The sequence below is a fragment of the Pararhodobacter aggregans genome (assembly GCF_003075525.1).
GTDB classification, from domain to species: domain Bacteria; phylum Pseudomonadota; class Alphaproteobacteria; order Rhodobacterales; family Rhodobacteraceae; genus Pararhodobacter; species Pararhodobacter aggregans.
The window spans coordinates 62,541-82,963 of sequence record NZ_QDDR01000014.1 but is presented as its reverse complement, the minus strand read 5'-3'; the positions used below and the strand labels follow the sequence as shown (position 1 = coordinate 82,963).

Annotated in this window: 24 protein-coding genes; 6 read left to right on the top strand and 18 right to left on the bottom strand. The window is 67.5% G+C overall.

Features of this window, described 5'->3' with window-relative positions:
- Nucleotides 1-50 precede the first annotated feature (50 nt).
- From DDE23_RS21130 to DDE23_RS21115, 4 genes are read right to left on the bottom strand one after another with little or no spacing between them, the layout of a single operon-like run.
- Nucleotides 51-1,286, bottom strand: coding sequence for a bifunctional folylpolyglutamate synthase/dihydrofolate synthase (locus DDE23_RS21130; RefSeq protein ID WP_420330175.1), 1,236 nt, complete (start codon nt 1,284-1,286; stop codon nt 51-53).
- A gap of 41 nt (nt 1,287-1,327) precedes the next feature.
- The gene (gene accD / locus DDE23_RS21125; RefSeq protein WP_107754437.1) at nt 1,328-2,272 is read right to left on the bottom strand and encodes an acetyl-CoA carboxylase, carboxyltransferase subunit beta; all 945 of its coding nucleotides are present in this window, start codon (nt 2,270-2,272) and stop codon (nt 1,328-1,330) included.
- A 55-nt stretch (nt 2,273-2,327) separates the two neighbouring features.
- On the bottom strand, nt 2,328-3,221 hold the full coding sequence (locus DDE23_RS21120) for a CPBP family intramembrane glutamic endopeptidase (protein WP_107754435.1): 894 nt from the start codon (nt 3,219-3,221) through the stop codon (nt 2,328-2,330).
- Nucleotides 3,218-3,817, bottom strand: a complete 600-nt coding sequence (locus DDE23_RS21115; protein ID WP_107754433.1) for a DNA-3-methyladenine glycosylase I — start codon at nt 3,815-3,817, stop codon at nt 3,218-3,220. Before DDE23_RS21115 ends, DDE23_RS21120 begins: the two co-directional genes overlap by 4 nt.
- A gap of 75 nt (nt 3,818-3,892) precedes the next feature.
- On the opposite strand from DDE23_RS21115, the gene DDE23_RS21110 reads away from it, so the two are divergent.
- Nucleotides 3,893-4,576 (top strand): NnrU family protein, encoded by a 684-nt coding sequence (locus DDE23_RS21110; protein WP_107754431.1) that lies wholly within the window; start codon nt 3,893-3,895, stop codon nt 4,574-4,576.
- On the opposite strand, the gene DDE23_RS21105 is transcribed toward DDE23_RS21110, so the two are convergent.
- Entirely contained in the window at nt 4,573-5,118 is a 546-nt protein-coding gene (locus tag DDE23_RS21105; RefSeq protein ID WP_107754429.1) for an SRPBCC family protein, read from the bottom strand. The two genes, DDE23_RS21110 and DDE23_RS21105, sit on opposite strands and share 4 nt — an antisense overlap.
- A gap of 173 nt (nt 5,119-5,291) precedes the next feature.
- Here DDE23_RS21105 and DDE23_RS21100 point away from each other — a divergent pair, with 173 nt between their 5' ends.
- Complete coding sequence (locus DDE23_RS21100) at nt 5,292-5,954, top strand: response regulator transcription factor (RefSeq protein ID WP_107754427.1); 663 nt, start codon at nt 5,292-5,294, stop codon at nt 5,952-5,954.
- Here the strand turns inward: DDE23_RS21100 and fmt are convergent.
- Genes fmt through def (DDE23_RS21075) form a run of 5 tightly spaced genes read right to left on the bottom strand, consistent with a single transcriptional unit; the run spans nt 5,951 to nt 9,652 of the window.
- Nucleotides 5,951-6,850, bottom strand: a complete 900-nt coding sequence (fmt, locus tag DDE23_RS21095; protein ID WP_107754425.1) for a methionyl-tRNA formyltransferase — start codon at nt 6,848-6,850, stop codon at nt 5,951-5,953. The two genes, DDE23_RS21100 and fmt, sit on opposite strands and share 4 nt — an antisense overlap.
- A gap of 24 nt (nt 6,851-6,874) precedes the next feature.
- Nucleotides 6,875-7,366: a peptide deformylase gene (def, locus tag DDE23_RS21090; protein ID WP_107754423.1), complete on the bottom strand. Its 492-nt coding sequence runs from the start codon at nt 7,364-7,366 to the stop codon at nt 6,875-6,877.
- Nucleotides 7,363-7,872, bottom strand: coding sequence for a peptide deformylase (gene def / locus DDE23_RS21085; RefSeq protein ID WP_107754421.1), 510 nt, complete (start codon nt 7,870-7,872; stop codon nt 7,363-7,365). The genes def (DDE23_RS21090) and def (DDE23_RS21085) overlap by 4 nt, the downstream gene beginning before the upstream one ends.
- Before the next feature lie 9 nt (nt 7,873-7,881).
- Nucleotides 7,882-9,126, bottom strand: coding sequence for an FAD-dependent oxidoreductase (locus DDE23_RS21080; RefSeq protein ID WP_107754419.1), 1,245 nt, complete (start codon nt 9,124-9,126; stop codon nt 7,882-7,884).
- Nucleotides 9,127-9,130: 4 nt separating this feature from the next.
- The gene (gene def, locus DDE23_RS21075) at nt 9,131-9,652 is read right to left on the bottom strand and encodes a peptide deformylase (protein ID WP_107754417.1); all 522 of its coding nucleotides are present in this window, start codon (nt 9,650-9,652) and stop codon (nt 9,131-9,133) included.
- A 116-nt stretch (nt 9,653-9,768) separates the two neighbouring features.
- On the opposite strand from def (DDE23_RS21075), the gene DDE23_RS21070 reads away from it, so the two are divergent.
- Entirely contained in the window at nt 9,769-10,941 is a 1,173-nt protein-coding gene (locus tag DDE23_RS21070) for a MalY/PatB family protein (RefSeq protein ID WP_107754415.1), read from the top strand.
- Nucleotides 10,942-11,007: 66 nt separating this feature from the next.
- On the opposite strand, the gene DDE23_RS21065 is transcribed toward DDE23_RS21070, so the two are convergent.
- Nucleotides 11,008-11,361: a hypothetical protein gene (locus tag DDE23_RS21065; RefSeq protein ID WP_107754413.1), complete on the bottom strand. Its 354-nt coding sequence runs from the start codon at nt 11,359-11,361 to the stop codon at nt 11,008-11,010.
- Nucleotides 11,362-11,547: 186 nt separating this feature from the next.
- On the opposite strand from DDE23_RS21065, the gene DDE23_RS21060 reads away from it, so the two are divergent.
- Nucleotides 11,548-12,534 carry a glutathione S-transferase family protein gene (locus DDE23_RS21060; RefSeq protein ID WP_107754411.1) on the top strand — a complete coding sequence of 329 codons (987 nt, stop codon included), beginning with the start codon at nt 11,548-11,550 and terminating at the stop codon, nt 12,532-12,534.
- 273 nt (nt 12,535-12,807) lie between these two features.
- A complete protein-coding gene (locus tag DDE23_RS21055; protein WP_107754409.1) occupies nt 12,808-13,083 on the top strand; it encodes a DUF6455 family protein in 276 nt (91 codons plus the stop codon).
- Here DDE23_RS21055 and gyrB read toward each other — a convergent pair.
- The 7 genes from gyrB to cysQ form a co-directional block, all read right to left on the bottom strand.
- On the bottom strand, nt 13,080-15,518 hold the full coding sequence (gene gyrB / locus DDE23_RS21050; protein ID WP_107754407.1) for a DNA topoisomerase (ATP-hydrolyzing) subunit B: 2,439 nt from the start codon (nt 15,516-15,518) through the stop codon (nt 13,080-13,082). The two genes, DDE23_RS21055 and gyrB, sit on opposite strands and share 4 nt — an antisense overlap.
- Before the next feature lie 99 nt (nt 15,519-15,617).
- Complete coding sequence (locus DDE23_RS21045; RefSeq protein WP_107754405.1) at nt 15,618-15,989, bottom strand: hypothetical protein; 372 nt, start codon at nt 15,987-15,989, stop codon at nt 15,618-15,620.
- 58 nt (nt 15,990-16,047) lie between these two features.
- Complete coding sequence (locus DDE23_RS21040; protein WP_107754403.1) at nt 16,048-16,338, bottom strand: DUF6958 family protein; 291 nt, start codon at nt 16,336-16,338, stop codon at nt 16,048-16,050.
- Nucleotides 16,335-16,859, bottom strand: coding sequence for a GFA family protein (locus tag DDE23_RS21035; protein ID WP_107754401.1), 525 nt, complete (start codon nt 16,857-16,859; stop codon nt 16,335-16,337). Before DDE23_RS21035 ends, DDE23_RS21040 begins: the two co-directional genes overlap by 4 nt.
- A complete protein-coding gene (locus DDE23_RS21030; RefSeq protein ID WP_107754400.1) occupies nt 16,856-17,479 on the bottom strand; it encodes a TetR/AcrR family transcriptional regulator in 624 nt (207 codons plus the stop codon). Before DDE23_RS21030 ends, DDE23_RS21035 begins: the two co-directional genes overlap by 4 nt.
- 88 nt (nt 17,480-17,567) lie before the next feature.
- Entirely contained in the window at nt 17,568-18,461 is an 894-nt protein-coding gene (gene galU, locus DDE23_RS21025; RefSeq protein ID WP_107754398.1) for a UTP--glucose-1-phosphate uridylyltransferase GalU, read from the bottom strand.
- 189 nt (nt 18,462-18,650) lie between these two features.
- On the bottom strand, nt 18,651-19,448 hold the full coding sequence (gene cysQ, locus DDE23_RS21020) for a 3'(2'),5'-bisphosphate nucleotidase CysQ (RefSeq protein ID WP_107754496.1): 798 nt from the start codon (nt 19,446-19,448) through the stop codon (nt 18,651-18,653).
- Nucleotides 19,449-19,565: 117 nt separating this feature from the next.
- Here cysQ and DDE23_RS21015 point away from each other — a divergent pair, with 117 nt between their 5' ends.
- Complete coding sequence (locus DDE23_RS21015) at nt 19,566-20,387, top strand: ABC transporter permease (protein ID WP_107754396.1); 822 nt, start codon at nt 19,566-19,568, stop codon at nt 20,385-20,387.
- The last annotated feature ends 36 nt before the right edge of the window (nt 20,388-20,423 follow it).

The window sequence follows — 20,423 nt, the reverse complement described above, 5'->3', positions numbered from 1 at the left end:
CGTGACGCGCTGGCGTCACGGGTTTTTTCACTCGCAGCGGTGGCCCCGGTTCAGCCGTTCTCGCGCAGGATCGCCCCGGCGAGGTACAGCGAACCGCAGATCAGCACGCGGGCCTGCGGCACCTCGGCGACGATGGCCTCCAGCGCTTCCAGCACCGAACCCGCGGTCTGCGCGCTGAGACCGGCGGCGCTGGCCGCTTCGGCCGTGGCCTCGGCGCTGAGCGTATTGGGCTCGCCCGGGATCGACACGGCGTAGAGGCCATCGGCGTGTCCCGCCAGCGGGCGCATGAAGGCCTTCACGTCCTTGGTGTTCAGCATGCCGCAGATGATCCGCGTCGGTCGCTGCGGCAGACGGTCCAGCGTGGCGGCGATGGCCTGACCCGCGGCCGGGTTGTGCCCGCCATCGAGCCAAAGCTCGACCTCGGGCGCGTGGTCGACCAGCGGCCCCTGGCGCAACCGCTGCATCCGGGCGGGCCAGAAGGCCTCGGTCACCGCCGCCTCGCAGGCATCGGCGTCGAAACCGAGGTGCCGCAGCGCGGCCAGCGCGGCGCCGGCATTCTCGATCTGATGGGGGCCGGGCAGGTTGGGCAGCGGCAGGTCCAGAAGCCCGTTCTCGTCCTGGAAGACCAGCCGCGCGGCATCCTCGAAGGCGAACCAGTGCTGACCGGCGACGATCAGCGGCGCGCCCAGACGCTCGGCCTTGCTTTCGATCACCGCCAGCGCGTCCTCGGCCTGGGGACCGACCACGCAGGGCACGCCGCGCTTGAGGATCCCGGCCTTTTCGCCCGCGATCTCGGCCAGCGTCTCGCCCAGATATTGCTGATGGTCGATCGACACCGGAGTGATGATGGTCAGCGCCGGTTTCGCCACCACGTTCGTCGCGTCGAGGCGCCCGCCAAGGCCCACTTCCAGCAGCAGGTAATCCGCGGGGGTGCGGGCGAAGGCCAGGATCGCGGCGCAGGTGGTGATCTCGAAGAAGGTGATCGGCGTGCCGCCGTTCACCGCCTCGCATTCATCGAGCAGCGCGGCGAGGTCGGGTTCCGAGATCAGCTCGCCCGCCACGCGGATGCGTTCGTGAAACCGCGCCAGATGCGGCGAGGTATAGGCATGCACCGTCTTGCCCGCGGCCTCCAGCCCGGCGCGGATCATCGCCTGGGTCGAGCCCTTGCCGTTGGTGCCCGCGACATGGATCACCGGCGGCAGGTCGTTCTGGGGATTGCCCAGCTTTTCCAACAGCGCCCAGACGCGGTCCAGCGTCAGGTCGATGATCTTCGGGTGCAGCGCCATCAGGCGTTGCAGGATGGCGTCCGAGGTAGAAGCGGTCACGATCAGGGCTCACCCGTTTCCGCGGCCGAAGGGGCGGCGGCGATGGAATCGGCGCCCTCGGCCGGGGCGGGAAGCTCGCCCGCAACGGCGGGCGGCAGGCCGGACAGCATGCGCAGGATGGTGATAAGCTCGCCCCGCATCTGGTTGCGGTTGGTGACGCGGTCCAGCATGCCGTGGTCCAGCAGATATTCGGCGCGCTGGAAGCCTTCGGGCAGTTTCTCGCGGATGGTCTGTTCGATGACCCGGGGCCCGGCGAAGCAGATCAGCGCGTTCGGCTCGGCGATCTGGATATCGCCCAGCATGGCGTAGCTGGCGGTAACGCCGCCGGTGGTCGGATGGGTCAGCACGCAGATATAGGGCAGGCCCGCTTCCTTGAGCATCTGGATGGCAACCGTGGTGCGCGGCATCTGCATCAGGGACAGGATCCCTTCCTGCATGCGCGCGCCCCCGGCAGCGGCAAAGACCACCAGCGGCGCCCGGCGTTCCACCGCGCGTTCACAGGCGGCGATCAGGGCGTTGCCGACATACATGCCCATGGACCCGGCCATGAAGCTGAAATCCTGCGCCGCGGCGACGACCAGCTGGCGGCCGATCTCGCCCTCGGCGACCAGCATCGCCTCTTTCTCGCCGGTGGCCTTCTGCGCGGCCTTCATCCGGTCGGGATATTTCTTCTGGTCGCGGAATTGCAGCGGGTCGGCGACCGGCTCGGGCACCGCGACCTCACCGAAGATCCCGCCGTCGAACAGCGCCTTGAAGCGGTCGCGCGGGCTGATCGGCAGATGGTGCTGGCAGGACGGGTTGGTGCAGACCTGAAGGTTGTCGGTCAGCTCGCGGTGGAACAACATCGTCCCGCATTCGGGGCATTTGGTCCACAGGTTCTCGGGCACCTCGCGGCGCGAGAAGAGCGAGTTGATCGTCGGGCGGACGTAGTTGGTGATCCAGTTCATCGGGTCTCCCCCTGCTGTTGGGTCCAGATAGGCCGGGTCCTCAGGGATTGCAACATCAGCGGCGTCTGAGCCAGAGCCGGCAGACTGCCCAGACCGCCACGGTGACCAGCATGTCGGCCACCAGAAGCGGCCGCGCCATGTCGGGCGCGAGGGTGCCCGCCTCGAACAGCGCCAGCCCGTTCAGCGCGCCGGTGACGCTGAGCACCAGCATCGCCAGCACGTTGTTGGCGAAATGCAGGCCCCAGGCCATGCCCAGATTGCCGGTCCGTTGCGTCACATCCGCCGCGATCAGGCCAAACAGCGCGGTCGAGCCGACGACCAGCCAGGCGTCGGCGCCGCGTTCCTCGGCGTTGTAATGGGCAAGGCCGAACAGGATCGCGGGCAGCGTCAGGTAGATCAGCGGCCGGACGAAGCGCGCGGCAAGCTGGCTTTGCAGATAGCCACGGAACAGCAGTTCCTCGGCCCCGGTCTGGACCAGAACACCCAGCAAGGCGAGCGGCAGGAAGGCCAGCCAGACCGGAACATCGGGCCGCAGGGTCAGGGGCGGCAGCATCGGCATCATCACCAGCGTGAGCCCGCCGCCGATCAGCGCCAGGATCACCACCCCGGTGACGAAATCCCTGAGCACCGCGGGCGCCCGGCCCAGCAGGCTGCCCAGCCGCCGCCGGTGCAACAGGCGGATCGCCACCCAGACACCGATCCAGCCACCCAGAAATCCGCCCAGCAGCAGGATCATTCCCCAGGGATCGGCCCCGGTGGCGACGCGGTAAAGCAGCCGGTCGAAGGGCACGCCCTGATACCACGCGGCCAGCATCGCCAGCCCGACCATCCAGCCGAAATAGACCGCGCCGGTGATCGCCAGACCCAGGAGCGTGCGCCAGATCTGGCGACGCGGGCGGGCCGGGGCGACCAGCGGCTCGTAACTGAGCGGGATCCCGGTCAGGCTCACGCCGCAGGTCTTTCGAAAGCGGCGCGGGCGGCGACCGATTTGGCGTGATGGCTGCAATCCGGCAGGTGGTCGTTCACCACCCCGGCGGCCTGCATGAAGGCGTAGATCGTCGTCGGTCCCACGAATTTCCAGCCGCGTTTCTTCAGGTCCTTGGACATGGCCAGCGATTCGGCCGTGGTCGAGGCCCCGACAGGGCCCGGATCGCGCGGCTCGAAGGACCACAGATAGGCGGCAAAGCTGGTGCCCGAGGCCTGCAGGTCAAGCAGCCGCCGCGCGTTGTTGATCGTGGCCTCGATCTTGCCGCGATGGCGGACGATGCCCTTGTCCTGCAGCAGGCGCTCCACATCGGCCTCGGTGAAGGCGGCGACCGTCGCCGCGTCGAACCCGGCAAAGGCGGCGCGGAAGCCGTCGCGCTTTTCCAGGATGGTGCGCCAGCTGAGGCCGGACTGGAAGGCCTCGAGCGTCAGTTTCTCGAACAGCCGGCGGTCGTCGGCGACGGGATAGCCCCAGTCGTCGTCGTGATAGGCCACATATTGGTCGGTCGACAGGCACCACCAGCAGCGGGGCTGGCCATCGGGGCCGGGTTCGGTTCGCATGGCAATCTCCGGTTGCGTCGGGTGGCATTGTCGGGGAAATCGGGGCAGGGTCAATCGCTGCAGACGGGGGACGGCATGGAGGGCTGGGGGAATTTCGCGCTGGCGATGGCGGTGTTCATCGGCTCGCATGCGCTGACCGCGCGGCCGGGGCTGAAGGCGCCGCTGGTGGCCCGGCTGGGGCATGCCGGATTTGGCCTCGCCTATTCGGCGCTGTCCATCCTGCTGCTGGTCTGGGTGATCGTCGCGGCGGGGCGGGCGCCCTATGTCGCCCTCTGGGATCCGGCGCCCTGGCAGGTCTGGGTGGCGGGGGCGCTGATGCTGGGAGCCTGCCTCTTGGTCGCGGGGGCGCTGGCCGGGACCAATCCCCTCAGCTTCGGCTCACGCGCCGCGCCCTTCGATCCGGCCCGGCCCGGCATCGCCGGTGTCACGCGGCATCCGGTCCTCTGGGCGCTGGCGCTCTGGGCCTTTGCCCATGCCATCGCCAATGGCGATCTGGCGCATCTGCTGCTCTTCGCGCCGATGGGCCTCTTCGCGCTGGCCGGGATGGCCGCCATCGACCGGCGCAAGCGGCGCCAGATGCCCGAGTGGGAGGCTCTGTCGCGGAACACCTTGATCGTGCCGCTTGCAGGGCTGCTGACGGGTCGATGGCGGCCCGGCCCCCCGCGCCTCGTGCCGATGCTGGCGGGGGTGGCCGTCTGGGCGCTGCTGATCTGGCTGCACCCGCTGGTGATCGGCGTCGATCCGTTGGCGGGGCTTTAGTCCGAACCCAGCATCCGCTTGAACCAGCCCTTTTTCGGCGCCTCGCCCTCGACCGGGGCCTCGGCCTCGGCGTCCGGCGAATCCTTCGGGCCCTCGACGGCATCGGCGAAGCGGCTGAAGAATTCATCCGCCATCTTGCGGGCGAAACCATCGATGATCCGGCTGCCCAGCTGCGCCAGCTTGCCACCGACCTTGGCGTCGACGGCATAGGTCAGCTTGGTGCCCTCGGTCCCGTCCTCCAGCGTCGCCGGTTCCAGCGCCACCTTGGCCTCGCCCTTGGCGAAACCGGCGGCGCCGCCCTTGCCCTCGCCCTGCAGCGTCAGGCTCTGGCCCTCGACGATATCGGCGAAGGTCACGAGGCCGGTGAAGCGGGCCTTCACCGGCCCCACCTTCTGCACCACCGCGGCTTCATAGCCTTCGGCGACGCTGCCGGTCAGTTCCTCGCAGCCCGGCACCGCGGCTTTCAGCACCTCCGGGGTCAGAAGCGCGGCCCAGACCACGGCGGGCGGCGCGGCGATCAGGCGGCTGTCGTTCATCTGCATGCTGGTTCCCTCCCCAAGTCGCGGGCACCATAGGACAGCGCGTCAGGCAGCGAAAGCAGGCTTTGGTCTGTCAGACCTTGGTCGCATGGGCGCGCGCTGCCGGGGGACTTTCGTGGCGGTTTCGGGACGGCGGGCGGGCTGCTATCGTGGGGGTCGGTTAGCCGGAGACAGCCATGCCGCCCCTCGACTCCTTCGCCCGCGCCCTGATCGTCGATGACCACCCGCTTTTCTGCGACGCGCTGGCCCTGACCCTGCGCGGCATCGCCGGGGTGGTCGAGGTCGACGCCGCCCATTCGCTGGGCGCCGCGCTGGACCGGCTGGAGGCCCCGCCCCGGCCGGAGCTGGTGCTGCTGGATCTGGACCTGCCGGATGTCGAGGGGCTGGACGGGCTGATCCGCCTGCGCACCACGCATCCCGAGATCCCGGTGCTGGTGGTGTCGTCCATGGCCGAACCGCGGCTGATCCGCGCCGGGCTGGCGGCAGGCGCCGCGGGCTTCGTGCCGAAACATGCGGGCCGCGAGAGTTTCCGCGCCGCGCTGGAGGCGCTGGGTCGCGGCGAGACCTGGCTGCCCGAGGGCGTCGCCGACGAGGCCGACGACGGCGCGGCCGAGGCGGTCGGGCGGCTGGCGCAACTGACCCGGCAGCAGGCGAAAATCCTGGAATTGCTCTGTCAGGGGCGGCTGAACAAGCAGATCGCCTTCGAGCTGTCGATCGCCGAGACGACGGTGAAGGCGCATGTCACGGCGATCATGCGCAAGCTGGGGGTGCAAAGCCGGACGCAGGCGGTGCTGATCGCCCAGCAGGCCCGTTTCGCCCATTTCGTGCCGGAAGGCTAAAGCCGCGTTCCCGGCTCCCACCCCAGGCCGCGCAGCAATTCCTCGGCCTCCATCGGCCGCCTGCCCTCGCGCTGGGCGCGGGTGATGGCGACGGCGCCGTTGCCGCAGGCCACGGTCAGGCCGTGGAGGATCGTGCCGGGGGGGCCGGTCTCGTCGGTGGCTTCGGCGTTCAGCAGTTTCAGCCGCCCCGATGGCGTGTCGCACCAGGCGCCCGGAAAGGGCGAGAGGCCGTTGATCTGGCGGGCGATCTGCGTGGCCGGGGCGGTCCAATCCACCTGCGCCTCGGCCTTGTCGATCTTGGCGGCGTAGGTGACGCCCTCCCCGGGCTGTGGGACGGCCGTGAGGCTGGGCAGCCGGTCCAGCGCCTGAAGGATCAGCCGCGCGCCCAGCGCCGACAGGCGGTCGTGCAATTCGGCGGTGGTCTCGGTCGCGCCGATGGCCATCGCCTCGCGCAGCAGCACCGGCCCAGTATCCAGCCCCGCCTCCATCTGCATGATGCAGACCCCGGTCTCGGCATCCCCCGCCATGATCGCCCGGTGAATCGGCGCCGCCCCCCGCCAGCGCGGCAGCAGCGAGGCATGGATGTTGAGGCACCCAAGTTTCGGCGCGTCCAGCACCGGCTGCGGCAGGATCAGGCCGTACGCCACGACCACCGCCACATCGGCCCCCAGCGCGGCGAAATCCGCCTGATCGGCGGGATCCTTCAGCCGGGCCGGGTGGCGCACCGGCAGGCCCAGCTCCAGCGCCTTCGCATGCACCGGGGTCGGACGTTCCTGCTTGCCGCGACCGGCGGGGCGGGGCGGCTGGCAATAGACGCAGACCACCTCATGCGCCTGATGCAGCGCCTCCAGCACCGGCACGGAGAACTCCGGCGTGCCCATGAAAATGACCTTCATCGTCGCCTCCCGTAGGGTGGGCTGTCAGCCCATCTTCCTTGCCTTGCGCAGCAGCATGTCGCGCTTCACCTTGCCCAGCCGGTCGAAATACATCCGGCCGTTCAGGTGGTCGATCTGATGTTGCGCGCTCGTCGCCCAGAGGCCGACGAAATCCCTTTCCTCGACCATGCCCTGATCGTTCAGGAACCGCACCGTCACCGCCCGCGGCCGCTCGATCAGGGCCGAGACCCCGGGCAGGTTGGGCGAGGCTTCCTCGTGCGGACGCAGCTGCACCGAGGCGTGCAGCACCTCGGGATTGGCCATCCGCACCGCCTGACCGCGCCCCTCGGACGCATCGACCACCGCCAGCCGCAGCATCACCCCGATCTGCGGCGAGGCGAGGCCCACGCCCGGCATCGCCTCCATCGTGTCGATCATGTCGGTCCAGATCGCGCGGACCTCGTCGGTCACGGCCTCGACCGGGGCGGCCGGGGTGCGCAGGCGGGCATCAGGCCAGGGCAGGCAACGGCGGATCATGCGGGGGCTCCCATCGCGGCAAGGGCGGGCGAGGCTTTGGTGCGGCTGTCTTCGTCCATCAGGTCGATGCAGAGGCGGCCGTTCAGGTGGTCGAGTTCGTGCTGGGCCGCGACGGCCTCGAACCCGGTCAGGCGCTCGGTCTGCTCCTGCCCCGCGAGGTCGGTGTAGCGCAGCACGATCCAGTCGGGGCGCGAGACCTGCGCCGGGATGCCGGGGATCGAGAGGCAGCCCTCGGTATTCTCGGCCTGCGTTTCCGAGGCGTCCAGGATGACCGGATTGATGCAGACACGGGGGCTGGGCGTGCCCTCCTTCCAGGTCACGTCCATGACGAAGATCCTGAGCGGCACCGCCACTTGCGGCCCGGCAAGGCCCCGGCCGGGCGCGGCATACATGGTTTCCAGCATGTCGGCGGCCAGTTGCCGGATGCGGTCATCGATCACCGCGACCGGCGTGCAGGGCCGGCGCAGCATCGGGTCGGGGAACAGGACGATGGGCAGGATGGACATGGCGACCGGTTACCACCCGCCCTCGCCTTCGTCCATCGCCCAGACGGGCGGGACAGGTCGGCCGTCGCGATAGGGCTCACCGCCCAAAGGCGGCACGATCAGGCCCGAAGCAATCGAGGCCATCACCCGCGGCATCGGCGGCACCCGGCCCAGGGGCGCCACGATCCGGTCACGGAACCAGGCGACGGCGCGGCTGTCGGACTGGTATTGCGGGGTCAGGAAGCGGCTGGCGGTCTGGAACACCGCGACATGGCCGCGGCGGATCCGGGCATAGAGGGCGGGCGCATCCTCCGGCCCCGCCTGATCCAGCGCCCTTGCCAGCGCCAGCGCGTCCAGCAGCGCCATGTTGGCCCCCTGCCCCAGCTGCGGGCTGGCGCGGTGGAAGGCGTCGCCGATATGGACGATGCCCTCGCCATAGGGGCGGTAGAGCGTGCCATGAGCGTAGCGGGCGAAGACCATCTGCGCCGGGTCGGTGATCTGGGCGAGGAAGGGCGACAATTCGGGCCAGATCGACAGGATTTCACTCTTCCACGGGATCAGGCCTTGGCGCTGCCAGTCGTCGTATTCAGCGCCCTTCAAGGACCAGAAGAAGGCGGCGAGGGGTTGGGGGTCGTCCGGCATCCGACCGATGGGCAACACGCCCACCATCCGATGCGCCGCGACATAGCGCTGGGTGAGGCGGTCGTCGGGCAGCGCGGTTTCGGGCCAGCGCAGCGTGGTCCAGAGGGCGCCATAGGGCAGGATCCGCGACCGCAAGGGCGTCAGCGGCGAATGCGCGCCCAGCGCGTCGACGATCAGGTCGAAGGGGCCGAGGCATCGGCCATCGGCGAGGGTCAGGGATTGCCCCGCGCGCCCGGTCACCTCGGCCGAGGGCAGGACAGTGACGCCCAGCGAGACGAGCCTTTCGTGCAACACGTGAAACAGGCTGGCGCGGTGCATGCCGAGCCCGTGCAGCCCGGCGCCCGCCCGGTCATACCGCACGTTCAGCGTGCCCGCGCCGGTCCGCGCCTCGACCCCGTGCAGAACCCGCACCGGGGAGCCCAGCGCGCGGGCCGCCGCCCCGCATCCCAGCCAGGACAGAACCCGCTGGCCCACCGGCTGCAACACCAGCCCCGACCCCACCGGGCGCGGGGCGTCGAACCTGTCGCAGATCGTGACCCGATGGCCCGCCAGCGTCAGGGCGATCCCGGCGGCCAATCCGCCCATGCCCGCGCCGGCGATACCGATCCTCAGCCCGCCGGGTTTCGGGCCCATCGCCTCAACCCCGCGCGCGTTCGCGTTTGAACTTTTCCATCCGGCGGGTAATCAGCTGGCGCTTGATCGGGCCGAGGTAGTCGATGAACAGCTTGCCGTTCAGATGGTCGAATTCGTGCTGGGCGCAGGTCGCCCAGAGCCCGTCGAATTCCTCCTCGTGCCGCTGGTTGTCGAGGCCGGTCCAGGCCATCCGCACCCGGGCCGGGCGCGTCACCTCGGCGAATTGCTCGGGGATCGACAGGCATCCCTCCTCATAGGTGCTACGATCTTCCGAGGTCCAGGTGACCTCGGGGTTGATGAGCACCATGGGCTTGGCGGCCTCGTCCTGACCCTTGACGCAATCCATGACAAAGAGGCGTTGCATGACGCCGACCTGCGGCGCGGCCAGGCCGATGCCGGGCGCGTCATACATGGTTTGCAGCATGTCCTCGGCCAGCTTGCCCAGATCGGGCGTCACGCCCTCGACAGGGGCGCAGACCTTCTTCAGGCGCGGATCGGGATGCAGAAGGATGTGTTTCAGCGTCATGCGCCTGATGTAGGCGATCCCGATGCGGCACGCAACGGGACGGCGGGGCCGGGCAGTTTCACTCTTGCGCCCGTCGCCCCAGCGGGCATTCTGCTGCACAGGTTCAGGAGATTGGCATGAATTTCGACGAGATCATCGACCGCCGCGGCACCCATTCGGCCAAATGGGACATGATGGAATCCCTCTATGGGGTTTCGCCCGACGAAGGGATTTCGATGTGGGTGGCGGATATGGACTTCCGGCCGCCCGCCTGCGTGACGGCCGAGTTGCAGGCGATGGTCGACCACGGGGTGTTCGGCTATTTCGGCGATGACGCGGCCTACAAGGCCTCGATCGACTGGTGGATGCGCACGCGGCACGGCTGGGCGGTCGATCCCGAGTGGATCTTCACCACCCACGGGCTGGTCAACGGCACGGCGCTGTGCGTGCATACCTGGACCAGGCCCGGTGAAGGCGTGGTGCTGTTCACGCCGGTCTATCACGCCTTCGCGCGGATCATCAAAGCCGCGGGACGGACGGTCACCGAATGCCCGCTGGCGCTGGTCGACGGCCGCTACGAGATGGATTTCGAGGATGCGGCGTCGCGCCTGACCGGGAATGAGAAGCTGGTGGTCATCTCGTCCCCGCACAACCCCGGCGGCCGCTGCTGGACCGAGGCCGAGCTGCGCGCGCTGGGTGAGTTCTGCAAGGCGCATGACCTGATCCTGATCTCGGACGAGATCCATTGCGACCTGCTGTTCCCCGGCCAGACGCATGTCCCGGCCATCAAGGCCCTGCCCGACATGCTGGACCGGCTGGTGATGATGACGGCGCCGACCAAGACCTTCAACATCGCCGGCGCCCACAACGGCAACGTCATCATCCCCGATGCGACGCTGCGCGCGGCGTTTGGCGCGACGATGCTGGGCCTCGGCATCTCGCCCAGTTCCTTCGGCCTGAACATGGAGACCGCCGCCTATTCGCCCGAGGGCGCCGAATGGGTCGATGCGCTGATGGTCTATCTGGACGGGAACCGGCGGATCTTCGACGCGGGCGTGAACGCCATTCCGGGCGTGCGGTCGATGGATCTGGAATCGACCTATCTGGCCTGGGTCGATTTCTCGGGCACCGGGATGGAAACGGACGAGGTGATCCGCCGCATCCAGCAGGACGCCAAGCTGGCGGTCAACCACGGGGCGACCTTCGGCCTGGGCGGCGACAGCTACATGCGCTTCAACCTCGCCACGCCGCGGGTGCGGATCGAGGAGGCGGTGAAACGCCTGCAAAAGGCCTTCGCCGATCTGCAATGAGCGGCAGGACATGACAAAGGGGGCCGCGGGGCCCCCTTCTTCATTCGGATAGTCCCGAAAAAGCCGTCAGATCGGGCTGGCCAGGAAGCCGCCATGCTCGGGCCGGTCGTCGGCGTAATCGCGGATCGGTGCCGAATGGACCACGGTTTCGCGCTTGAATTCATAGCTGCGCTCGCCCTCCGCATCCTCCACCCCGATGACCAGCGCCTGCAGGATATGGCGCGGCCCGTTGTAGATGTCGACGAAACCGCGCAGCACCGGCACGCGGCCCGATTCCACCACGAAGCCGGTCTCGGACAGGCGCAGGATCGGATAGGCGGCGTCACCCATATGCACGCTCAGCCGCGAGCTTTTGCGCTGGGCGCGCGTCTGGGCAGCCTGCAGGCCACGGCGGATGTCTTCCGGCAGAAATTCGAACATGGGCGCCTCCCGATTCCCGTGGCATCATGGTTCACGGCGATCATGACGAAAACAAGTTAGCCATTTGTCGCGACCGCGTTTTTTTCTCCAGCCTGCGCAAACGCACAACGCCTGCGCGGGGTTCCCGGGGCGGCTTTTCTTGACCCCGGGGCCCCAGGGCTCAGGTTAAGGGCAAAGGAGTTTCTCATGGGACGTTTGATCGACGGCACCTGGCACGACCAATGGTATGACACCAAATCCACCGGCGGCGCCTTCAAGCGCAGCGAGGCGAGCTGGCGCAACTGGGTGACGGCGGACGGGTCGGCCGGGCCTTCCGGCGAGGGCGGCTTCAAGGCTGAAAGCGGGCGCTACCACCTCTATGTCTCCTATGCCTGCCCCTGGGCGCATCGCACGCTGATCTTCCGTGTTCTCAAGGGGTTGGAGGGTCATATCGACGTCTCGGCCGTGCATCCCGACATGCTGGAACAGGGATGGGAATTCCGCCCCGACTTTCCCGGCGCGACCGGCGACCGGCTGCATGGCGCCCGGGCGATGCACGAGGTCTATACCCGCGCCGATCCGAAGATGACCGGCCGCGTGACGGTGCCAGTGCTGTGGGACAAGCAGCGCGGGACGATCGTGTCGAACGAATCGTCCGAGATCATCCGCATGTTCAATTCGGCTTTTGACGAAATAACCGGGAACGATCTGGACCTCTGGCCCGAGGATCTGCGCGCGGCGCTGGAGCCGGTCAATGCGCGGATCTACGACACGGTGAACAACGGCGTCTACAAGGCCGGTTTCGCCACGACTCAGGCGGCCTATGACGAGGCGGTTGTCCCCCTCTTCGAGACGCTCGACTGGCTGGAGGATCGGCTGACCACCTCGCGCTATCTGATGGGCGCGCGGATGACCGAGGGCGACTGGCGGCTCTTCACCACGCTCCTGCGGTTCGACGCGGTCTATCACGGCCACTTCAAATGCAACCGGCGCAAGCTGATCGAATACCCGAACCTCTGGGCCTATACCCGCGACCTCTATCAGGTGCCGGGCGTCGCCGGGACGGTGTTCATGGACCACATCACGCGGCATTACCATTACAGCCACGACACCATCAATCCGCACCGGATCGTCCCCATCGGGCCCCGGCCGGACTTTGGCCAGCCGCATGGCCGCGAGGCGCTGAGCGCCTGAGGACCACCCCGCACGCGCCTTTCAGCACCCGGATGCCGTCATCGGATCGGCATCCGGCCGCCGATGCATGAACTTTCCGCGTCTGACGGCGGGAATCCCGGGACAGGCGCCTTGACGACGCCACAATCAAACACAACTAATGGGCGAGTAACCATTTCGCACATGAATCACCCTATAGGCGAGTAACCGGGGAATGTGCGTGTAACGGGTGTGTTTTTGCCAGTGCCAAACCGTTGACCGAGGCAAGCAGAACCGTAGAGACCGCCGTTGTCCATGCATTTCATCAACCGCCCCGCCGCCGCTGTCTGGACGATTGCCCCCAAGATGGGCATCGACCTGAGCACCGCGGTCAAAACCGAAGCGCTGACCCCTCAGGGCCTGTCGGACATGCTGAGCAATTGTGCGCTGTGCTGGCACAGCCGGAAATGCTCGCGCTGGGAGCGTGAGCTGTCCGGCAAGGATGCCACGACCGAGGCGCCGTCCTTCTGCGCCAGCCGCGAGAGGCTCAATGCCCTCGCCGCTGGCGCCAAGGCCGACCTGACGCTTTAGGCGTCCAGGTTTTCCACGTTCAGCGCGTTGCGCTGGATGAACTCGCGGCGGGGTTCCACCACGTCGCCCATCAGCTTGGAGAAGATGTCATCCGCCTCGGCGACATCTTCGATGCGCACCTGCAGCAGCGTGCGCGCCTCGGGGTCCAGCGTGGTTTCCCACAGCTGTTCGGGGTTCATCTCGCCCAGACCCTTGTAGCGTTGCAAAGACAAGCCGCGCTCGCCCTCTTCCAGCATGGCCCGAAGCAGATCCATCGGCCCGTGGATGGTCTGGAACCGATCGCGCCGCACCAGTTTCGACGGATCGGTATAGACGTCGCGCCGCTGCTGCGAGACCTGGGCCAGGCGCCGCGCCTCACCGGACCGCAGGACGGCACCGTCCAGTGTGCGGATCTCCTCGACCCCGCGCAGGATGCGGGACAGCTTGATGCCGTGGTCCTGGGTGATGCGGCCCGACCAGCCGCGCTCGTATTCCTTGGCCACCATGTCCAGCCGCTGGGCGACGGTATTGGCCACCGCCTGCAGGTCGGCATCGGCCTTACCCGGATCGAAGGCCCCGGCGATGGCGGCCTGTTCCAGGATGTTGCGCGGGTAATGCGTCGGAAAGGCATCAAGCACGCGCTTGAAGCTGCGCGACGCCTCGACCACGCGGTGAAGGTCGGCCCCGGCGATCTCTTCGCCATTGCTGAGCTTCAGCACGGCGCCCTCGATCCCCTGCTGGATCAGGTAATCCTCCAGCGCGGGCTGGTCCTTGAGATAGACCTCGGACTTGCCGCGGGCCACTTTGAAAAGCGGCGGCTGGGCGATGTAGAGGTAGCCGCCCTCGATCAGCGCCGGCATCTGCCGGAAGAAGAAGGTCAGCAGCAGCGTCCGGATATGCGCGCCGTCGACGTCGGCGTCGGTCATGATGACGATCTTGTGGTAGCGCAGCTTGCCGATGTCGAATTCGTCGCGGCCGATGCCGGTGCCCATGGCGGTGATGAGCGTGCCGATCTCCTGGCTGGACAGCATCCGGTCGAAGCGCGCGCGTTCCACGTTCAGGATCTTGCCGCGCAAGGGCAGCACGGCCTGATTGTGGCGCGAGCGGCCCTGCTTGGCCGAACCGCCGGCCGAGTCACCCTCGACCAGGAAGAGTTCGGATTTCGCCGGATCGCGTTCCTGGCAATCGGCCAGTTTCCCGGGCAGCGAGGCCACGTCCAGCGCCGTCTTGCGCCGCGTCAGGTCGCGGGCCTTGCGCGCGGCCTCACGGGCCAGCGCCGCCTCGACGATCTTGCCGACGATCTGGCGGGCGGGGCCCGGGTTCTCCTCGAACCATTCGCTCAGCTTTTCGTTGACCAGGTTCTCGACCGCCGGGCGCACCTCGGAACTGACCAGCTTGTCCTTGGTCTGCGAGCTGAATTTGGGGTCGGGCACCTTGACCGAGAGCACGCAGGTCAGCCCCTCGCGCGCGTCATCGCCGGTGAAAGCGATCTTCTCTTTCTTGGCGATCCCGCTTTCCTGGGCGTATTTGGTGATCGTCCGGGTCAGCGCGCCACGGAAGCCCGCCATATGGGTGCCGCCGTCGCGCTGGGGGATGTTGTTGGTGAAGGGCAGCACGTTCTCGTGGTAGCTGTCGTTCCACCACATCGCCACTTCGACGCCGATCCCGTCCTTCTCGCCCGAGATGAAGATCGGCTCGGGCATCACCGGGTTCTTGGACCGGTCGAGGTAGCGCACGAATTCGCGCACGCCGCCTTCATAGAGGAATTCGGTCTTCAGCGGTTCGGCGGGGCGCTCATCCTCGATCAGGATATGGACGCCCGAGTTCAGGAACGCGAGTTCGCGCAGCCGGTTCTCCAGCGTCTTGAAGACGTAATCGAGGTTCGAGAAGGTGCCGTCCGGCCGGTTGGTCTTGGCCGAGGCCATGAAGCGCACCTCGGTGCCCTTCTGGCCGGGTTCGGCCGGGCCTTCCTCGCGCAGGTGGATCTTGGTGTCGCCGTTCTCGAACCGTGCGTACCATTCCTTGCCGCCGCGCCAGATGCGCAGTTCCAGCCAGTCGGACAGCGCGTTCACCACCGAAACGCCGACCCCGTGCAGACCGCCCGAGACCTTGTAGCTGTTCTGGTCGAACTTACCCCCGGCGTGCAGCTGGGTCATGATGACCTCGGCCGCCGAGACGCCCTCTTCCTGGTGGATATCGGTCGGAATCCCGCGCCCGTTATCGCGCACCGAGACGCTGCTGTCGGCGTGAATCTTGACGGAAACCAGGGTGGCGTGACCGGCCAGCGCCTCGTCGATGCCGTTGTCCACCACCTCGTACACCATATGGTGCAGGCCCGAGCCGTCGTCGGTGTCCCCGATATACATGCCCGGGCGCTTGCGCACCGCGTCCAAGCCCTTGAGGACCTTGATGGAATCCGCGCCGTATTCCTCGCGCGGGGCGGGTTGAGCCGTCATGCCGTCCGTCCGTGATTGTTCCCCTGTGCTGATAGCGGATTCCCCGGGGGATGTCACGCTCCGGCCACAATATTTGGGGTTTTAGCGGGGGGTGTCCGCCTAGCGCCTGTCCAGCGCCGCGGTGGCGATGACCGCGCCGGCCGGATCGGTCCAGGTCACGCGCAGCCCGCCCTTGGCATCGGTGTTCAACCGTATGCCCGATTGGTCGATGCACAGGTCATGACCCGCAGCCAGATGTTCGATCCCGGTGACCTGATCGGCGCGGTGATCGGTGAACTGCCACCAGGCGGCGCAGCCGATGTCGGGGAAGTCGACCACGGCGCCATCGGCGTGCAGATGCAGGACGATATCCCAGACCTGGCCGCCGACCTGCTGCCCCTCGCCCTGCCAATCGCCGGACAGGCTGGCGGCGAGGCTCTGACCCCAGGCGGGCGCGGCGGCAAGGGACAGGAGCAGGGCAAGGATACGCATGGGAACCTCCGGCGGAACCGGGTCACCCTCGGCCCGGAAGGGGCGCTGCGTCAAGGGGTTAGACGCGCCACAGGCGAACGGGCGGTTTGGGTGCCCGGGTCAGGATGCCCTTGGCCTCAAGGTCCAGCTGCACGCATTTCATCCACCAGCCGACCTTTTCGCCGCCGGGAAACAGATCCTGCGGCAGATGCGCGACCATGGCCTTCTGCGCCTCGGCCGGGGTCATGCCCGGCGCCTCGGCCGGCAGGACCGCCATCAGCGCCGCCCGCGCCGCCTCGTATTTGGCGCGGTCCACGCGGGTGGTGCGGCCGGGGCTGGTGACATTCTGCACCTCGATCTTGTCGCTCATCGCGGTTCCTCCAGCGGGGGCATCGGGGCCATCTTGAAGAAGCGAAAGCCGGTGGCGGCCCAGGCACCCAGCAATTTCGTCATGAATCCGAAGGATTGGCGCCGCGCCCCCGGGATACCGTCCTCGGGCACGCTGCCGGGCGGGGCATCCATCAGCATGGTGCGCGTCTGCATCGGCGGCGGCGGATCGAAGCGCGCGGCATAAAGGGACAGCCAGTGCCCGCCCTTGAATTCCAGATACATCGGCGCGTTGCAGCAGCTGGCGACGGCGCGGCGGCTGCCCTTGGCGGTGAGCTTGTGCTCGCGCAGCCCCTCCGCGCCGCGGGTCACCGCCGCCCGGTCCTTGCGCCACAGCACGTAGGGCGTGCCGCCGTTCGCATCCGTCACCGGCAGGGCCCCGGGCAACGCCGCCAGCTGCCCGGCCGCCGTCCGGCACGAGGTGCAATGACAGGTGGCGGCAAGGATCGGCGGGCCGGTCAGGTCCAGCGCGGTCCGGCCGCAGGGGCAGGTGATCCGGGTCATGACTCGCCTTTTCCGAACAGCAATTCGACATAGCGCTTCAGGTGATCCAGCGCCTCCTGCCCGGCCTCCGCCCCGCCACCGGCCTTGGCCAGCACGAAAGCGCCCTGCAGCACCGCCTGGGTATGGCGGGCGAGGCTGGCGGCGCTGGGCGCTCTGATGCCGTGCTGCGCCATGGCCAGCGCGATATCGGCTTCCAGCGTCGCGGCATGGCCGAAGATCGCCTCGCCACAGGCGCGGGCGATGTCGGGATGGGTCTGGTGGACCTCCTCGGCCATGGTGCCGACCAGACAGGTCCATTCCCAGGTCTCGCCGCCGATCAGCAGGCGGCGGAAATCGAGATAGGCCAGCACGCGGTCCAGGGGATCGGCCGGGGTGTGATAGGGGGCCCCGGCGAAGAGCGCGCCGGTCGAGCTGCCCCAGAACTCGGCCGCGGCGATGCCCAGCGCCTCCTTGCTGGCGAAATGGTGGAAGAAGGCGCCTTTCGTGACCCCGGCCGCGGTGCAAAGCTCATCCACGCTGGTGGCGGCGAAGCCCTTGGCGCGGATCACGTCGCGCGCCGCCTCCAGCAGGCGCTGGCGGGCGCTGCCGCGTTCGGGGGTCTGCTTGGTCGGCCTTGGCATGAGGAACCGTACCATCCGGTCGGTATTATCACAAGCCCGCAACGCGAAAGGGGCCCCGAAGGGCCCCATCAGCGGGTCTGGCAGCGGCTTATTCCGCGGCGTGGCGCATCGCCATCATGTCGTGGAGGAATTCCTCCAGCTCGTCGCGCAGGTCGTCGCGGGCCAGGCCGAAGGCGACGGTCGCTTGCAGGAACCCGGCTTTCGAGCCGCAATCATAGCGCTGGCCCTGGAAGCGGTAGCCATAGACGTTGTTGCGGGTCTCGATCTGCTTGGCGATCGCATCGGTCAGCTGGATCTCGCCCCCGGCGCCGGTCTGTTTCTTGTCCAGTTCGAGCATCACCTCGGGCGAGAGGATGTAGCGGCCGATCACCGCCATGTTCGAGGGCTGGGTGCCGCGGGCGGGCTTCTCGACCATGCCGCGCACCGGCATCACCGAACCGACCGAGGCGGGCACGTCGAGCACGCCATAGGACGAGGCCTTGTCATCGGGCACTTCCATCGCCGCGACCATGTTGCCGCCGGTTTCGGCGTAGGCCTCGACCATCTGCTTGAGGCAGGGCTTTTCGGCGGCGATCACGTCATCGGGCAGCAGCACCGCGAAGGGCTCGTTGCCGATCAGGTGACGGGCGCACCACACGGCGTGGCCAAGGCCCAGCGCCTGGTTCTGGCGGACATAGGCCAGCGATCCCGAGTCCATGCAGGTCTGGTTGTAGATCTCCAGCAGGTCGGTCTTGTTCTTGGCCTTGAGCGACATCTCCAGTTCCGGAGCGCGGTCGAAGTAATCCTCCAGCGCCGATTTCCCGCGCGAGGTCACGAAGATGAATTCGGTGATCCCGGCCTCGCGCGCCTCGTCGATCGCGTATTGGATCAGCGGGCGGTCGACCAGGGTCAGCACCTCTTTCGGAACGGCCTTGGTGGCCGGGAGGAAACGCGTGCCCAGACCGGCAACGGGGAAAACGGCTTTCGTGACTTTATTGCGCATCGGAGGGTCCACCTTGCTGTCGATGACTGACGGTTTGTTCCGTCTACAAGGGGGTTAATGACTGTTAATCGAGGCGCGATTGTGTCGTGAAATCGAGGTTTTGTTGATGTTTTCGGGAAATCCCGGCGGCAAGTGCCGCATTGCGGCGCCCTGCCCCCCGGGAGAATGCCCGACCGGCTCCCGGGCTGTTCAGCGCAGCGTGACGCCGGGCGCCAGGACCAGGAAGAAGGGATTCTCGTAGCCCGGCTTGCCATAGGTCAGCGGGCTGTGGTCGTCAAAGCGCAGCACCTGCCCGCCCGCACCCAGCACCACGGCATGACCGGCGGCGGTGTCCCATTCCATCGTCCGGCCGAGGCGGGGATAGAAATCCGCCTCGCCCGTCGCCACCAGACAGAATTTCAGCGACGAGCCCGCGCTTTTCGCGTCCTTCACGGCATAGCGGTTGATGTAGGCGTCCGTCGCCGCATCGCGGTGCGATTTCGAGGCCACGACCAGCAGCGCGTCATTGTCCGGCTGCGAGACCCGGATCGTCCCCTGCGCGCCCGGGGTATCGCCGAAGGGGCCCTGTTCCTCGACCGAGGCGCCATCGGCGCGGGTGTAGAAGAGCCGCTCCTTGGCCGGGGCATAGACCACGCCCCGCACCGGCACGCCGTTTTCCACCAAGGCGATATTGACGGTGAAATCGCCGCGGCGCTGGACGAATTCCTTGGTGCCGTCCAGGGGATCGACGATGATGAACCGATCCGCCCGGATCGAGTGGCTGTCCGAGAGTTCCTCGGTCACCACCGGAATGTCGGGAAAGACCTTGGCCAGTTCGGCGCGGATCAGCGCATCCGCGGACTCGTCCGCCTCGGTCACCGGCGAATTGTCGGATTTGGCGCGGGCTTCGAAATCCGGGCGGGCATAGACCTGCATGATGACTGCCCCGGCCTGAAGCGCGATGCGCCGGAAGGCGGTTTCGACAAGGCTTTGGAAAGCGTCGGTCATCATGATGGTCCTTCGGGGCGGTGAGTTGAATGAATACTGGTTTCGCCTTATCCTTGCCCCGGCCCGGATGGCAAGGTTCGGCGCCGGACGGCGGGCCAACGGCAGGGAATCGCGCGGATGCTCAATAACCGCAGACAGGAAGCGTGGGCCGCCTCGGCCTTCACGATTCTCGAGCTGATCTATCATTCCGGCGTCCGCTCGGTGCGGAATTCGCATGGCAATGCGCTGATCGGCCTGCTGCTCAACATCGCCCAGACGCTGATGCTGGTTGGCGTCTTCTACATGATGTACTGGCTCGGCGGCTGGCGTCCCACCGGGATCCGGGGCGATTTCATGCTCTATCTGATGACCGGCGTCTTTCTCTACATGAGTCACGTCAAGGCCATCGGCGCCGTTTTCGGGGCCGAGGGACCGACCTCGGCGATGATGAAACACGCGCCGATGAACACGATCGTCGCCATCGGCGCCGCGGCTCTGGGCGAGCTTTATGTCCAGATCCTGTCGGTCGCGGTGGTGCTGTTCATCTATCACGCCGCCTGGCAGCCGTTGGTGATCCACGATCCGCTGGGCTGCATCCTGATGATGCTGCTGGCCTGGTTCTCGGGCGTGGCGGTCGGCACGATCTTTCTGGCCGCCAAACCCTGGGCGCCGAAATTCGTGGGCCTGATCCAGCAGATCTATACCCGGGTGAACATGTTCGCCTCGGGCAAGATGTTCGTCGCCAATGCGCTGCCCGGGATCATGCTGCCCTATTTCGCCTGGAACCCGCTGTTCCATATCATCGACCAGGCGCGCGGTTTCGCCTTTCTCAATTACAGCCCGCATTACACCAGCCTGATCTACCCGGTCGCCGTCACCGCCGCCTGCCTGCTGTTCGGGCTGATGGCGGAATTCTACACGCGCCGCCGGGCCTCGCTCAGCTGGGGCGCCAAGACCTGACCCACGGCATCTGACAAATCGGTGTTCGCATCCCCG